Raw genomic sequence first — 15,201 nt, forward strand, 5'->3', positions numbered from 1 at the left:
TGCGATGAGCGAAGCCATCGTAATACTCTCAAAGAAAGGAGAGAAAAATAGATGAGCGAAATGACAAAGGAACGCCTATTGACGTACATGAAGGAAGAAGCGGATAAGCCATTATCCATAAAGGATTTGGAAGAAGCCATGGGGCTTGACGATTCCTCCCAATTCAAAGAGTTTGTAAAAATGCTCAATGAATTAGAAGAGGAGGGGGAGCTTGTTCGAACACGGAGCAATCGCTATGGCCTTCCTGACAAAATGAATTTACTCCGTGGGGAAGTCATTATGCATCCGAAGGGATTTGCTTTTGTTAAAACAGAGGTTGGACAAGACGATGTGTATATTGCTGGTGCGGAGATGAATGGGGCCATGAACCAGGATAAGGTCCTTGTTCGTTTGCACCCAGGTTCCAGTGGAGCACGTCCAGAAGGTGCGATCATACGCATTTTAGAAAGGGGCGTCAAAACAACGGTTGGGACATATGTAGATGATAAGCATTACGGCTTTGTCATCCCAGACGATAAACGAATTCCGAACGATATTTTTATTCCGAAAAACAAAGAGGGCGGTGCCGTTGACGGCCACAAAGTCCTTGTGGAAATAACGAAATATCCAGAAGGACGAATGAGTGCAGAGGGGCAAGTCCTAGAGGTTCTAGGTCATAAAAATGATCCTGGAGTGGATATTCTTTCTGTCATCTACAAACATGGCCTTCCAGGGGAGTTTGAACAGGAAACCCTTGATCACGCTAACTCTGTACCGAATGAAATTGACCCAAGCGAATTAGAGAACCGCCGAGATTTGCGTGATGAAACAATCGTTACCATCGATGGTGCAGACGCGAAGGACTTGGATGATGCCGTTCAGGTAAAAAAACTAGAGAACGGAAACTATCTATTAGGGGTACATATTGCAGACGTTTCCTATTACGTGAAGGAAGGATCCCCTATCGATGTGGAAGCAGCGGAGCGGGCTACAAGTTGCTACTTAGTAGACCGAGTGATCCCCATGATTCCACACCGTTTATCTAATGGGATCTGTTCCTTGAACCCGCAGGTAGATCGACTAACTCTATCTTGTAACATGGAATTTACCCCTACAGGTGAGAGAGTCAACCACGAGATCTATCAAAGTGTTATTAATACGACAGAACGAATGACGTATACAGATGTAAGAAAGATATTACAAGAGGAAGATGAGGAAGTAACGAAGCGTTATGAATCATTAATTCCATTTTTTAAAGGCATGGAAGAATTAGCAGAGATTCTTCGTAACAAGCGAATGGCTCGAGGAGCTATCGACTTTGATTTTAAAGAAGCGAAGGTTTTGGTTGATGAAGAAGGGACTCCTACGGATGTAGTCATACGGGAGCGCTCTGTGGCGGAACGCCTTATCGAGGAATTTATGCTTGCAGCTAATGAGACAATTGCGGAGCACTTCCACTGGATGAAGGTACCGTTCATGTACCGTATCCATGAGGATCCAGACGAAGAGAAGCTGCAACGCTTCTTAGAGTTCATTACAAACTTTGGTTATGTAGTGAAGGGAGCAGCTAATACGGTTCATCCTCGGGCATTGCAAGAGTTGTTGGATCAAGTGAAAGGTGAACCAGAGGAAGCGGTCATCAGTACCGTTATGCTTCGCTCCATGAGACAAGCGAAGTATGATCCGGAAAACATCGGTCACTTCGGCTTATCCGCTGATTTCTATACACACTTCACATCACCGATCCGCCGCTATCCGGACTTAATTGTTCATCGATTAATCCGCACGTATTTAATCGATGGAAAAACCGACGACGCAACCATTGAAAAATGGAATGAAAAGCTCTATGAAATTGCGAAGCATTCCTCCGAAATGGAGCGGCGTGCAGAGGATGCTAGCCGGGAAACGGATGAACTGAAAAAGGTTCAGTATATGCTCGATAAGATTGGTGAAGAGTACGATGGGATCATCAGTGGGGTAACGAACTTTGGTCTTTTTGTAGAACTACCTAACACCATTGAAGGTCTCGTTCACGTCAGCTACTTAACGGATGACTACTATCATTACGACGAAAAGCAATATGCCATGATTGGGGAACGGAGCGGTAACGTGTTCCGCATCGGTGACGAGATTGAAGTTCGTGTGGTGAATGTGAATGTAGACGAAAGAATCATCGACTTTGAAGTGGTGGGTATGAAGCCACGTAAAGAGCGTAAAGCTGCCGATCGTCCAAAGGTTATTCAAGGTGGTATTAGACCAACTCGGAAGAAAAAGGATCAGGATGACGAAAAAGGTAATGGAAAGGGACCTCGTGGTAAAGGCAAGGGCAAAAACGGCAGGGGTAAGCAAGGTGGCGGTAAGAAGAAGAAGTTCTTCGAAAATGCACCAAAGGGTAAGAAGAATAAAGGAAAAAAGAAAAAGAGGTAAATGATATGCTGGCAAGCCACGGGGGAAGGACATCCGTGGCTTGTTTCAGGAGAGGTGCCCCTAAGAAATTGAATATCTTACCTTTTTTTGCTATGATGAAGTAATGAGTGAGAGGGAAAGGATGCAAAAATCATGGCAACAGAAGGTAAATTGATCGCACAAAATAAAAAAGCGAGACATGATTATACTATTGAAGAAACATATGAAGCTGGCATGGTGCTAACGGGAACAGAGATCAAATCCCTGCGAGGCGGCCGTGGAAATCTAAAGGATTCCTTTGCAAGGGTAAGTAATGGGGAAGTATGGCTGCACAATATGCACATAAGTCCGTATGAGCAAGGAAACCGTTATAATCACGATCCAGTTAGAACACGTAAGCTGTTAATGCACCGAAAGGAAATTGATAAGCTTATTGGTCTTACTCGGGAAAAAGGATATACCCTTGTACCTTTAAAGGTTTATATTAAAGGTGGATTTGCAAAAATTCTTCTAGGCTTAGGTAAAGGGAAGAAGAAGTATGACAAGCGGGAAGACTTAAAGAAGAAGGATGCAAAGCGCGAAATCCAACGTGCCTTTAAAGACCGTCAGTTAGGTCGCTAGTCGTTCAATTCCCAGTTAATTGGTACGGACTACATCTCATGGTGCAGGTTACCATTTGAACTATCTTCTAAATATGTTATAATCAATTATGTTGTTACGGAAAATACAATTTAATAAGCGATTTTCGCTTTGATCTATTATCTATCCGCAACGCTCTACCTTATATGCCCGAAACATTCGGTGCACTTATAATGGGGACGTTCTGGATTCGACAGGGGTAGGTCGGGCTTAAGTTGCGAGCCGAGCTGAGTGTCCTCGTATAAAACGCTCATCGCCTATAGTTGGCAAAGAAGAAAACAACTTCGCTTTCGCTGCCTAATAAGTAGCGCATAGCGGTTCCTCCCTTCATCGCCCATGTGAAGGTCAAGGGACTCACTTATAGTGGGATACGCCTTGCGTCCACCGCCTGAGGACAATAGGAAGAGATCAATCAGGATAGCTGCACGGAAGCCTGTCAATTGGCCGAGGTGCTAGCGAAATGCTAATAAATTGACTACGCTCGTAGACGCTTAAGTAACGTTGCCCTTGGACGTGGGTTCGATTCCCACCGTCTCCACCATACATATATATGGTGGTTTTTTTGTTGCTAAATGTAACGTAAAGCATAAGATTTCCGTTTGGAAAGCTTATGCTTTGTTTTTATTTGTAAATGTCAAGCTAACTATGTAAATTTTTGATTATTTAAGACTGTACAAAATTACTCTTCATTCTGATAATAGAATTTAATTTCTGAAGACAAGAATTTCTTTTCCTTCGTGTCCACGCTCTTCCTGCCAGCTGGAAAATGTGTATGTATTAGGGGACGCAGCAGGCTATGCATCCTTAGGTGATGCGACCCGAGACGGCTTTGAAAAGGCCTCTACCCTTGAATCTATTGTTACAAATAGCAGAGAAAAAGAGGGATTGGAGATAGTTTGGTTTAGAAAAAACATCCTTCTTGTTATAAGTAACTTTTCTTCAGAAAACGTAGTTTTTCAATTGCCCTAGGAGATAAACTATGAATCTAGTGAACTAGTTATCGGGAACTGTGAAGATGTTAATAACGAAAAAGAGTTTAAAGAGGCTGGGACAAAAGCGTTTTCTTAATGAGAAATCCGAACGGAGCATATAAATCACTTCGGAAATATACTTCGCTATGGTATTGGCATTGTTCGCATTATCATTTAAAAACTTTAGTTATGTCCCAGCCTCTTATTGTACATTTAGTAACCACAAGGGAGCGCAAATCAATAGGGATAAGTGAAAAGGGTTAGGATTACCCATTTGTTATGAAAAATCCCCCCCTTTTACCTGACTGTGGGGATTTTATTTAATTTACTTTATACGAAAAATAAAGAAACTGTACGGATCAACATTAATAGTTTCCGCTAATCTATTTTCAGTACTATCCCATAAATTTGTTACTTTTCTTTGTTGGTAAGATTCAGGAATATTGATTACCTTTTTCTCATCATTGTTATTTATAAGTACTAGAACTTCGCTTGTTTCGTCTTTTAAACTGTACGTAATTGTATTTTGGGAATCACTTGCTTCGATAAAGGAAAAGCTTTCATTGGAGCGAAGAACCTTATTCTCTTTTCGCAGAGAGATTAGCTTTTTTACAAATAAAAGCATCTCTTTATCTTGTTTTTCTTCCTCCCAGATCATACATTTCCGACATCCTGGGTCCTGTCCACCTGTCATGGCAATTTCATCACCATAGTAAATGCACGGTGTTCCTGTAGAAGTAAATTGAACGAGCATTTGTAGCTTTACTAAGTCTTTATTATCGTTACTGATCGTTAAAATTCTTGGTGTATCATGACTACCTAACAAATTGAACTGAACACGGTTTACTGTTTCTGGATAAAGATTTCGAACGGAAGTAACAGCATTGGCAAATTCAGAAGTAGTAATATTTTCTTTTGCGAAATATTCCGTAATGGCAGTAGTTAATGGGTAGTTCATGACTGCATCGAACTGGTCTCCTTGCAGCCATGGCATGGAATCGTGCCAGATTTCTCCCAGTATATAGGCATCAGGTTTAACCGATTTTACTGCATTACGAAACTCTCGCCAGAACACGTGGTCTACTTCATTTGCCACATCTAAACGCCAACCATCGATATCAAACTCTTCCACCCAGTAACGAGCCACGTCTAGTAAATAATTTTTAACTTCTTCGTTTTCTGTATTTAATTTTGGCATATTAGGAACATAGGCAAAGGTATCGTAGTTTGCTGGATATTCCGTTTTAACAGGGAAGCCTTTTAGATGAAACCAATCTTTATACTTAGACTTTTCCCCTTTCTCTACAACATCCTGAAATTGAGGGAAATAGAATCCACTATGATTAAATACAGCATCTAGCATGACACGAATGCCTTTTTCATGACACTTCTTTACAAGTTCTCGAAATGTTTCCTTGTCCCCAAATTGCGGGTCTATCTCCATATAATCGATCGTATCGTATTTATGGTTGGAGTAGGCTTTGAAGATAGGGGTAAAGTAAATTCCGCTAATTCCCAGGTCCTCTAAGTAATCTAAATGATCGATAACTCCTTGAAAGTCCCCTCCAAAAAAGTTTTTTGGAGATGGATCTGTACTTCCCCACGGGAGTGCTCCTTCAGGATCAATCGAAGGATCTCCATTAGCAAACCTTTCAGGGAAAATTTGATACCAAACGGTGTTATTAACCCATTCTGGTGGAGAGAAAACATCGATTTTATTTAAGAAAGGAAAACAGAAATAATAGCCAGCATCATTAGGCTCCTCATGATAAAAGCCTTTCTCAGTATAAAAAAGTGTTTCGTTATTGTTTTCTAAAAGAAATCCATAACGAAGACGCCGGTGTTCTGGTTTGACAGCAACTAACCAATAATCATGCAAACTGTCACTACCATTAAACAACATGTCTTTTTTCGAAGAAATCCAACATTTTTTTTCTGAGTGAAAATCGTAAGGATCACCGTAAATGAGCTTCACCTTGTCTACATCATTCTTCTTTGTTTTCAAGCGAATATGAAGTGTTGATTCATCAATAGCATAGGCAAATTCATTTTTCGGTCGATGATAAATGGCTTCCTTCAACATAGTTAACCACACTCCTTTGTAAAATAGCATTACCTAAACTAGAAAAGGTACAACCAAGTCGGTTGTACCTTTTAGGTAAGCATTGCCGTAATAATAAAGATTATTATATTTTTAATTTACTAACATTATTAAAATAAGTCAAGCGTTTGCACACTTTATATTTGAAAGGAGAAATAATGGATTCCATTCTTTGTTTAAAAAGTATTGCTAATTATGTTAATGAAAAGTATAATTTACCTTCGAAACAAGAGTAATCCATTACTATTATTTTTTTACACATTTGCGCAAACGATTTCCTAATACCTATCGGCAGGTGAGAGGTAGTCTATATTAATAGTTACACTTTATATTGAAAGAGTATCCTAAAAATAGGAAACAAAACTTTTAAAAAAGGAGGAAATTAAATGGTAAAAAGATCAGTCTATCTAATAATTGTATTAATATCATTTTTCATTATGGGCTGTTCTGAAAAGGTCAATGAACCAATTTCTTTTAGTAAGGAACAACTTAAATCAATCGAGCCTCATGGTATCTATTACGAGATTTTCATTAGGGCTTTTTATGATTCTACTGGAGATGGTATTGGAGATTTTAAGGGGGCGACATCTAAACTAGACTATCTGCAAGAGCTTGGTGTAGAGGGAGTCTGGCTAATGCCGATTAATCCGTCCCCTAGTTATCATGGCTATGATGTTATTGACTATAAAGATGTAAATCCTGAACACGGTACAATGGATGATTTTAAAGAATTTGTTGAGGAAGCGCAAAATAGAGGGATCAAAGTAATAAAAGATTTTGTTGTGAATCATTCTAGTACGGAGCACCCTTGGTTCGAAGCGGCATTAGAGCACGATGAGCAGTATCGTGATTTTTATGTTTGGGCAGATGAAAATACAGATTTAAGGCAAAGGGGCGAGTGGGGACAATTAGTATGGCATGGATCAGGGAATAATATTTACGAAGGTGTTTTCTGGGGAGGAATGCCTGACTTAAATATGGATAATCCGCAGGTTAGGGAGAAATTATATGACATCGGTAGGTTTTGGCTAGAGGAAGTGGGAGAGACGGATTCCGTTTAGATGCGGCAAAGCATATTTATAGTTCCTATCATGGTAGTGATTATAAAGAAAAGAATCACCAATTTTGGAGAGAATTCAGAAGTGAAATGGAAAAAGTCAATTCAGACGTTATTTTAGTAGGAGAAGTTTGGGACACTGCACCTGTTGTGGCGCCTTATTTAGACCGTGGATTGCATTCGGCTTTTAATTTTGACTTATCAGAAGCCATATTGTCTTCCGTACTAGCTAACCGTGATACAGGACTTGTAAATGCACTTGAAAGAAATAGGAATTATTATAATGAGAGCTCCGATGATTATTTTGATTCAACATTTATTACGAATCATGATATGAATCGTGTCATGAGTGAGGTTCGTGGAGATTTGAACCGGGCCAAAATGGCAGCTTCTTTATTATTAACGTTACCAGGTAACCCTTTTATTTATTATGGTGAAGAAATTGGTATGAAAGGGGAAAAGCCTGACGAAGATATTCGCTTGCCAATGAGATGGTACGAGGACCCAACTAATACAGGACAAACTACTTGGAGAGAAGACCGATACCATAATGAAGAAGACGGTATTACTGTTGAATCGCAACTAGAAGATGAAGAATCACTTTTAAACCATTACAAGGAATTGATTTATGCACGCAGGGCAAGTGAAGTTTTAATAAAAGGGGAAATACAAAGTGTTCCAATTAGAGAGAGGGGAATCTTATTATTCGAAAGAGTAACAGAAAATGAACAGAAGCTTGTTGTACACAATCTTTCCAATGAAATGAAAAAACTTCATTTAGATGGGGATTTAGAGAAGTATAAAGAATATTATTTCTATCTTGGAAAGATAGAAGAAATAGAAATAAAAAACAAAGTTTTAAGTATTCCCCCTTTTACTAGTGTAATATTAAAGGAATAATAAAAAACGTTTGCACAAACTCTAGTAAAACAACAAATAGAAAAATAATAAAGGGAAAATTAAAGAAAAGTATTGTCAACAATTTAAAAGAAGTTTATAATGAAATCAACCAATGCAATCGTTTTCACTAGATTTCTGCAAAGTAAGTCGGTGAAACAAAAAAATTTATATAGTTGTGCAAACGATTGCCTTTTTTTAAATCTTTCTTTTCACTAATATAAAAAATAGACGTAGCTAATATCGCAAATACTTTTTTATGACTATGTAGTTATATTGGATATTTGGTGAAAGGAAAAAATTAATTATGAACAAAAAAAGGGAGGAACGAATTATGTTCAAAAAGTCAACACTTTTATTAGTAGCATTGTTATTAGCGCTTGTAACTGCACTTGCTGCATGTGGCCCTGATCGAGAAGAAGAACCACCTGCAGATACAGGTGCCGATACAGATACGGATGTTGGAGCTGATGAAGAAGCAACAAAACCAGAATCGCTTACTATTTGGGCAAATGATAGTGATAATGAGCTAGACTTATATGAAGAGTTAGGAGCAAAATATACGGAAAAAACAGGAATTGAAGTAGAAATAGTTCCGTTTTCTATGTTGGAGCAAGTAGATGCATTATCATTAGATGCACCAGCAGGAAGAGGGCCAGATTTATTCTTCCAGCCACATGATATGGTCGGTAATATTTACCTTCAAGGATTGGCGGCAGAACTTGAATTAACAGAAGAACAGTTGGCAGGTTACCCTGAAGGGGCTATAGATGCATTTTTCTATAATGGACATCAACTAGGGATTCCAGTTGTAACTGAAACATATGCTCTTTTTTATAACACAGATTTAGTACCAGATGCTCCGCAAACGATGGATGAGCTTATGGAAATTGCAGCAAACTTAACGAATGCTTCACAAGATGAGTATGGATTTTTAATGGAAGCAACGAATTTCTATTTTGCATATCCATTCCTAACTGGTCCTGGTGGTTATGTATTTGGAACAGATGAAGAAGGGTCCTTAAACCCAGATGATATTGGTTTAGCTAAGGACGGTGCTGTTCAAGGTGCGGAGTTGATTCAATCTTGGTTTGAAAATGGATATATGCCTCGTGGTATTAATGGAGATATTATGAGCGGATTATTCCGTGATGGAAAAGTAGGTGCAGTTGTAACTGGTCCATGGAGTATTCAAGAATATCGAGCTGATTTAGGAGATAGTTTTGCAATCGCCCCACTTCCAACAGTAGATGGAGAACCTTTAAACTCTTTCTCTGGAGTAAAAGGCTGGATGGTTTCCGAGTATAGTGAACATAAGGATTGGGCTACAGATTTAGCATTATTCTTTACAAATGCTGAAAACGCAGAAAGAAACTTCGAGCTAACAGGAGAACTTCCTGCTCGCGTAGATGTTGAGATTGATGATGAGTTACGCGCAGCAATTTTAGAGCAAGCGCAACACGCGATTCCAATGCCAAACATTCCAGAAATGGGACAAGTTTGGGAGCCGATGGGAGATGCTCTTGAGTTTATATCTCAAGGTGATGATGCAAGAGAAGTATTAGAAGAAGCAGTTGAACAAATTATAGAACAAATTGAATTAACAAGAGCAGGGCAATAATTAAATAACTTTGGATGGCAGGGTGTTTTTCTAGCCCTCCATCCTATTCTTTAAAGCAGGAGGTAACTGATATGGCTAACAAGGAAGACACAAATGATGTCAACCTCAACCATTCCCAAAAAAAATCACATAATCCCAAAATGGCAGCTATACTATCCATCATTCCTGGTATAGGACAAGTGTACAATGGCAGGAAAATAAAAGGTTCGATCTTTTTCATTCTCTTTGCTGCTTTTATAATTGTGTTTAATGATTTTTTAAATATTGGTTTTTGGGGACTTGTTACATTAGGGGAAATTCCACGTATTGATGATTCCCGAGTACTTTTAGCACAAGGTATTATGGCCCTCATTTTAACTAGTTTTGCTGTAACTTTTTATGTGGCTAACTTAATGGATGCCTATAAGGACGCAAAGAGAATACAACAAGGTTGGAAGCCTTCTTCGATTCGCGAAGAATTTCGAAATGCTTGGGATAAGGGATTCCCGTACTTATTAGTAGGACCAGGCTTATTTCTATTAATATTTGTAGTTGTTTTCCCTCTATTATTCATGGTTTTTCTTGCCTTTACTAATTACAATATACACAATGCACCACCGAGACATTTATTAAGCTGGGTGGGGTTTGATAATTTTATTGCCTTAGTAACGATACCAATATGGCGAGATACATTTTTCACAGTATTGTCATGGACGTTAATTTGGACATTCGTAGCGACAACGCTGCAAATTGCTCTCGCCCTATTTTTAGCAATTATCGTTAATGATCCCCGTGTTAAGTTTAAGAGATTAATCCGAACCGTTTTTATTTTACCTTGGGCAGTACCTGGTTTCGTAACCATTTTAATTTTTTCAGCAATATTCCATGATCAATTTGGGGCGATTAACCGTGATTTACTAATACCGTTACTAGGTTTTGGAATTGATTGGTTAAGCGATCCATTTTGGACAAAAATTGCATTGATTATGATACAAGTATGGTTAGGCTTTCCGTTTGTATTTGCTTTATTTACAGGTGTATTACAGAGTATATCCAGTGATTGGTACGAGGCTGCAGATATAGATGGAGCATCCCGTTGGCAAAAATTCAGAAACATAACATTTCCACATGTTATGTTTGCAACAGCACCACTATTAATAATGCAATACGCAGGTAATTTTAATAACTTCAATATCATTTTCTTATTTAACCAAGGTGGACCTGCTGTTCGTGGACAAAATGCTGGTGGAACGGATATCTTAATTTCATGGGTTTATGGTTTAACCTTCGAAACACAGAACTTTAATATGGCAGCGGCTATTTCCATTATTATTGGATTAATGGTTGCTGGATTTGCCTTCTTCCAATTCCGCCGTACTCGTTCATTTAAAGAGGAGGGTAAAATCTAATGAGCAGAAAAACAAAAAATATAATAGAATTAACAGGAATTTATAGTGTTATTGCCCTTATGTTTGTAGTTATTTTTTACCCATTACTTTGGACCTTAGGTCTTTCACTAAATCCAGGGACAAGTCTATATGGGGCAAGTATGATTCCAGAAAATTGGTCACTAGTGCACTATGAGTGGTTATTTACTAACCCTCGCAGTGATTACTTGGTTTGGTATAAAAATACAATAATTGTAGCCACCGCTACTTCGTTCTTTGCCGTTTTATTCGTTTCCCTGGTGGCTTATGCTTTTTCCCGCTATCGATTTGTTGGAAGAACGTATGGACTTTATGCATTTTTACTTTTACAAATGTTCCCAGTTCTCATGGCGATGGTAGCAATATATATTTTATTAAACACAGTTAACTTACTAGATACATTAACTGGTTTAATCATTGTTTATATAGGTGGAGCTATTCCAATGAATGCCTTCCTTGTGAAGGGATATTTCGATACCATTCCAAGGGAATTAGATGAATCGGCAAAAATTGACGGTGCAGGTCATTTCCGAATTTTCTTCACCATCATGTTGCCATTAGCTAAGCCAATCTTAGCGGTCGTTGCTCTGTTTAATTTTATGGCTCCATTTATGGACTTTATTTTACCGCGAATAATCTTAAGAAGTCCTGAGAACTTTACGTTAGCACTAGGGTTATTTAACTTTGTAAATGATCAGTTTGCGAATAACTTTACTCGATTTGCTGCTGGTGCAATTTTAATTGCGATTCCAATAGCAACAGTTTTCCTATTATTACAGCGTTACCTTGTTTCAGGATTAACTGCCGGTGCGACAAAAGGATAAGTTTACTTAAAGGAGAGTGAAGGAGCAAATAATCCCTGCTCTCCTTTTCTTCTATTTGAAAACTATTGAATAAGTCGTTTGCTAAAGCTAAAATAAAGAGGAATTAGAGGAGGTGGGAACCGGATGGCGGTTACCATAAAAGATGTCGCTAGACGGGCAAATGTTGCCCCATCAACCGTATCTCGAGTAATCTCGAATAGCTCTAGAATAAGTGAAAAGACGAAAGAACGTGTTAGAGAAGCGATGAAAGAGTTAGGATACCATCCTAATTTGAATGCGAGAAGTCTTGCGAATAAAAGTACAAAAACAATTGGTGTGATTATGCCTAATTCTGCAAAGGTTGCTTTTCAAAATCCATTTTTCCCAGAGGTTATTCGTGGAATTACGACGAAAGCTTACCAAGAAGGTTATGGACTTTATTTATCTACTGGCCAAACAGAAGATGAAATTCTTGAAGAAGTGAAGCAAATGGTTTATGGCGGTAGGGTGGACGGAATATTGCTGCTATATTCCAGAGTGAATGATAAAGTTATGCCCTTTTTACTGGAGCATGGATTTCCTTTTGTACTTATTGGGCGACCATACAATATTGATGAAAGTAAAGTAACATTTGTCAATAATGATAATTATAAAGCTGCCAAAACTGTAACCGATTACCTCGTACTCTTGGGGCATAAAAGAATCGGATTTATTGGTGGAAACCTTGACTATGTTGTAACGGTTGACCATATGAAAGGGTATGAACAAGCATTACAAAATGCCAATATAGAACTTAGGGAAGATTATATCGTTCACCATGCAGAGGTGAAGGAAGGTGGTCAAGATGCTGTAATTGAACTTATGTCTATTGACCAACGTCCAACGGCACTAGTTGTAGCAGATGATATTATGACCTTCGGGGTTATAAGGATGCTTGAGGATATGGAAGTACATGTTCCTGATGACATGTCGATCGTCAGCTTTAACAATGTGATGATATCAGAGCTATCTTCACCACCTATGACAACAGTAGATATTCATATTTACGATTTAGGTTTACAAGCAACCCATTGTTTAATCAATAAAATTAATGACCCTGATATAGAGGAAAAAAAGGTAATCATTCCTCATAGACTTATCAAAAGACAAACGTGTAAAAAAATGGAATAACCGATAGGGTCGTGCAAACACCCCTTTGTGCAAACAATTGCATAAAGGGGTGTTTTTATTTGAAGTGGTATACCAGTGTCTCTGCCAAAAATAAAGAAGTTGTATTAGACTTCTTCTTTTTTAATTAAAGAATCATTTGAAATTAATATGAAATAAAATAAGAGATTTTTTATCAGTAATTTGCATATATAATAATAAATAAAAATTTAACGAATTATTGCGCAAACGCTTGCACCATTAAGTCCAATATGGTACTTTTATAATAGATAAGGAGGAAGTCTATATGAAACAAAAATGGTGGAAAGAAGCTATAGCTTATCAAATTTATCCTCGAAGCTTCATGGATTCGAATGGTGATGGTATTGGGGACATTCAAGGAATTATATCTAAACTAGACTATATAAAGAATTTAGGAATAGATGTTATATGGATCTGTCCAATTTTTAGTTCGCCGAATGATGATAACGGTTACGATATTAGTGACTATAAAGGAATAATGGATGAGTTCGGTACGATGGATGATTTTGATCAACTATTAAAAGAAGTCCATTCCCGTGGTATGAAGTTAATTCTTGACCTAGTAATTAATCACACATCTGATGAACATCCTTGGTTTATAGAATCTCGCTCTTCTAAAGATAACCCATATAGAGATTATTATATTTGGCATCCAGGTAAAAATGGCAAGGAACCTAACAATTGGGAATCCATTTTTGGTGGCTCAGCCTGGGAATATGATGAAAAAACAAAAGAATATTATATGCATGTTTTTTCACGTAAACAACCGGATTTAAACTGGGAAAATCCAAAGGTTCGTAAGGATTTATATGATATGGTCAATTGGTGGCTTGATAAAGGAATCGATGGTTTCCGTGTAGATGCCATTTCCCATATAAAGAAAGTCCCAGGATTTCCTGATTTACCAAATCCAAAGAAAAAGAAATACGTTCCTTCCTTTAAAGGTCATATGAATCGTCCAGGTATTCATGTTTTTTTAGAAGAATTAAAACGGGAAACCTTTGCTAATTACGATATTATGACCGTAGGTGAAGCAAATGGTGTAAAGGTAGAACAAGCAGATGAATGGGTCGGAGAAGAAAACGGCTGTTTCAATATGATTTTTCAATTTGAGCATTTAGGTTTATGGGGGAAAAGTGTGGAAGGCGGTCTTGATATAGACACGTTAAAAGAAACATTTACAAAATGGCAAAAAGGACTTGATGGTATTGGTTGGAATGCTCTATTTTTAGAAAACCATGATCAACCTCGCTCTGTTTCTACTTGGGGAAATGACAAAGAGTACTGGGATCAATCAGCAAAATGTCTAGCTACGATGTTCTTCCTTATGCAGGGAACGCCATTTATTTATCAAGGGCAAGAAATAGGCATGACAAATGTTAAGTTTAACTCTATTGAAGACTATAACGACGTAGCCATTAAAAACCTTTATTACAACGAACTAGAAGAAGGTAAGACTCATGAGGAAATAATGGAGGTAATTTGGAAGAACGGCCGAGACAATTCGAGGACACCCATGCAGTGGAGTTCTGAAGAAAATGCTGGATTTACTACTGGTACACCTTGGCTCAAAATAAATCCAAACTACAAAGAAATCAATGTGGAACAATCCATAAAAGACCCGCAATCCATTTATCATTATTATAAAAAACTAATCGAACTTAGAAAAGAAAATGATGTGCTTATTTATGGAAGCTATGATTTGATCTTAGAGGATCACGAAAAAATATTTGCCTACACAATGACCCTTCATGGGGAGGAAGTAATAGTTTTAACGAACTTATTTGCAGAAGAAGCTGATTTTGCATTACCTGCTACTATAGCTAAAAAATCGAAACACTTATTAATTAGCAATTACGATGTTCAATCAGATGATGAGGAGAAAGTTATTACCTTTAAACCGTATGAAGCAAGAGTATATCGATTAAAGTAATATTCGCAAGTTTTGATTGTATAATTCTTAGAGTGTCAAAAAGTGTGTTGCAATGGCTCCGTTCGCTGAGCTTGCTAGGAGAAAACCACTCCTAGCAAGCTTTAAAGAAAAGCAGCGACTCCGCTCATTGCTTCAAATCTGTTCAAAAAGCTCAAAAACCGACCTTTTTGAACAGATTTTATCAAGTTTTTAGTTTAAGT

General features: G+C 37.9%; 10 protein-coding genes and 1 other RNA gene. 10 read left to right on the top strand and 1 reads right to left on the bottom strand.

What is annotated here, in order from left to right:
• Positions 1-51 precede the first annotated feature (51 nt).
• The 3 genes from rnr to ssrA all read left to right on the top strand — a co-directional run bounded on the left by rnr (position 52) and on the right by ssrA (position 3,565).
• The gene (gene rnr, locus J2S74_RS09725; RefSeq protein ID WP_307324782.1) at positions 52-2,406 is read left to right on the top strand and encodes a ribonuclease R; all 2,355 of its coding nucleotides are present in this window, start codon (positions 52-54) and stop codon (positions 2,404-2,406) included.
• Positions 2,407-2,538: 132 nt separating this feature from the next.
• Positions 2,539-3,006, top strand: a complete 468-nt coding sequence (smpB, locus tag J2S74_RS09730) for an SsrA-binding protein SmpB (protein ID WP_307324785.1) — start codon at positions 2,539-2,541, stop codon at positions 3,004-3,006.
• A gap of 193 nt (positions 3,007-3,199) precedes the next feature.
• Positions 3,200-3,565, top strand: a transfer-messenger RNA (tmRNA) gene (gene ssrA, locus J2S74_RS09735).
• Positions 3,566-4,320: 755 nt separating this feature from the next.
• Here the strand turns inward: ssrA and J2S74_RS09740 are convergent.
• Positions 4,321-6,078 (bottom strand): glycoside hydrolase family 13 protein, encoded by a 1,758-nt coding sequence (locus tag J2S74_RS09740; protein WP_307324788.1) that lies wholly within the window; start codon positions 6,076-6,078, stop codon positions 4,321-4,323.
• A 404-nt stretch (positions 6,079-6,482) separates the two neighbouring features.
• On the opposite strand from J2S74_RS09740, the gene J2S74_RS09745 reads away from it, so the two are divergent.
• The 7 genes from J2S74_RS09745 (at position 6,483) to J2S74_RS09775 (ending at position 15,001) form a co-directional block, all read left to right on the top strand.
• A complete protein-coding gene (locus J2S74_RS09745; protein WP_307324790.1) occupies positions 6,483-7,157 on the top strand; it encodes an alpha-amylase family glycosyl hydrolase in 675 nt (224 codons plus the stop codon).
• Positions 7,121-8,053 (top strand): alpha-amylase family glycosyl hydrolase, encoded by a 933-nt coding sequence (locus J2S74_RS09750; protein ID WP_307324793.1) that lies wholly within the window; start codon positions 7,121-7,123, stop codon positions 8,051-8,053. The genes J2S74_RS09745 and J2S74_RS09750 overlap by 37 nt, the downstream gene beginning before the upstream one ends.
• 331 nt (positions 8,054-8,384) lie before the next feature.
• Positions 8,385-9,671 carry an extracellular solute-binding protein gene (locus J2S74_RS09755; protein WP_307324796.1) on the top strand — a complete coding sequence of 429 codons (1,287 nt, stop codon included), beginning with the start codon at positions 8,385-8,387 and terminating at the stop codon, positions 9,669-9,671.
• A 71-nt stretch (positions 9,672-9,742) separates the two neighbouring features.
• Positions 9,743-11,059: a sugar ABC transporter permease gene (locus J2S74_RS09760; protein ID WP_307324798.1), complete on the top strand. Its 1,317-nt coding sequence runs from the start codon at positions 9,743-9,745 to the stop codon at positions 11,057-11,059.
• Positions 11,059-11,901 (top strand): sugar ABC transporter permease, encoded by an 843-nt coding sequence (locus tag J2S74_RS09765; protein WP_307324801.1) that lies wholly within the window; start codon positions 11,059-11,061, stop codon positions 11,899-11,901. The genes J2S74_RS09760 and J2S74_RS09765 overlap by 1 nt, the downstream gene beginning before the upstream one ends.
• Before the next feature lie 123 nt (positions 11,902-12,024).
• Positions 12,025-13,050, top strand: coding sequence for a LacI family DNA-binding transcriptional regulator (locus J2S74_RS09770; protein ID WP_307324803.1), 1,026 nt, complete (start codon positions 12,025-12,027; stop codon positions 13,048-13,050).
• Positions 13,051-13,333: 283 nt separating this feature from the next.
• On the top strand, positions 13,334-15,001 hold the full coding sequence (locus J2S74_RS09775; protein WP_307324806.1) for a glycoside hydrolase family 13 protein: 1,668 nt from the start codon (positions 13,334-13,336) through the stop codon (positions 14,999-15,001).
• The last annotated feature ends 200 nt before the right edge of the window (positions 15,002-15,201 follow it).

The sequence above is a fragment of the Evansella vedderi genome (assembly GCF_030813435.1).
GTDB lineage: Bacteria > Bacillota > Bacilli > Bacillales > Salisediminibacteriaceae > Evansella > Evansella vedderi.

Coding starts and splice junctions, on each gene's coding strand:
- J2S74_RS09765 (WP_307324801.1), top strand. CDS start 11,059: ATGAGCAGAAAAACAAAAAATATAATAGAATTAACAGGAATTTATAGT.
- rnr (WP_307324782.1), top strand. CDS start 52: ATGAGCGAAATGACAAAGGAACGCCTATTGACGTACATGAAGGAAGAA.
- J2S74_RS09770 (WP_307324803.1), top strand. CDS start 12,025: ATGGCGGTTACCATAAAAGATGTCGCTAGACGGGCAAATGTTGCCCCA.
- J2S74_RS09755 (WP_307324796.1), top strand. CDS start 8,385: ATGTTCAAAAAGTCAACACTTTTATTAGTAGCATTGTTATTAGCGCTT.
- J2S74_RS09745 (WP_307324790.1), top strand. CDS start 6,483: ATGGTAAAAAGATCAGTCTATCTAATAATTGTATTAATATCATTTTTC.
- J2S74_RS09740 (WP_307324788.1), bottom strand. CDS start 6,078: ATGTTGAAGGAAGCCATTTATCATCGACCGAAAAATGAATTTGCCTAT.
- J2S74_RS09760 (WP_307324798.1), top strand. CDS start 9,743: ATGGCTAACAAGGAAGACACAAATGATGTCAACCTCAACCATTCCCAA.
- J2S74_RS09775 (WP_307324806.1), top strand. CDS start 13,334: ATGAAACAAAAATGGTGGAAAGAAGCTATAGCTTATCAAATTTATCCT.
- smpB (WP_307324785.1), top strand. CDS start 2,539: ATGGCAACAGAAGGTAAATTGATCGCACAAAATAAAAAAGCGAGACAT.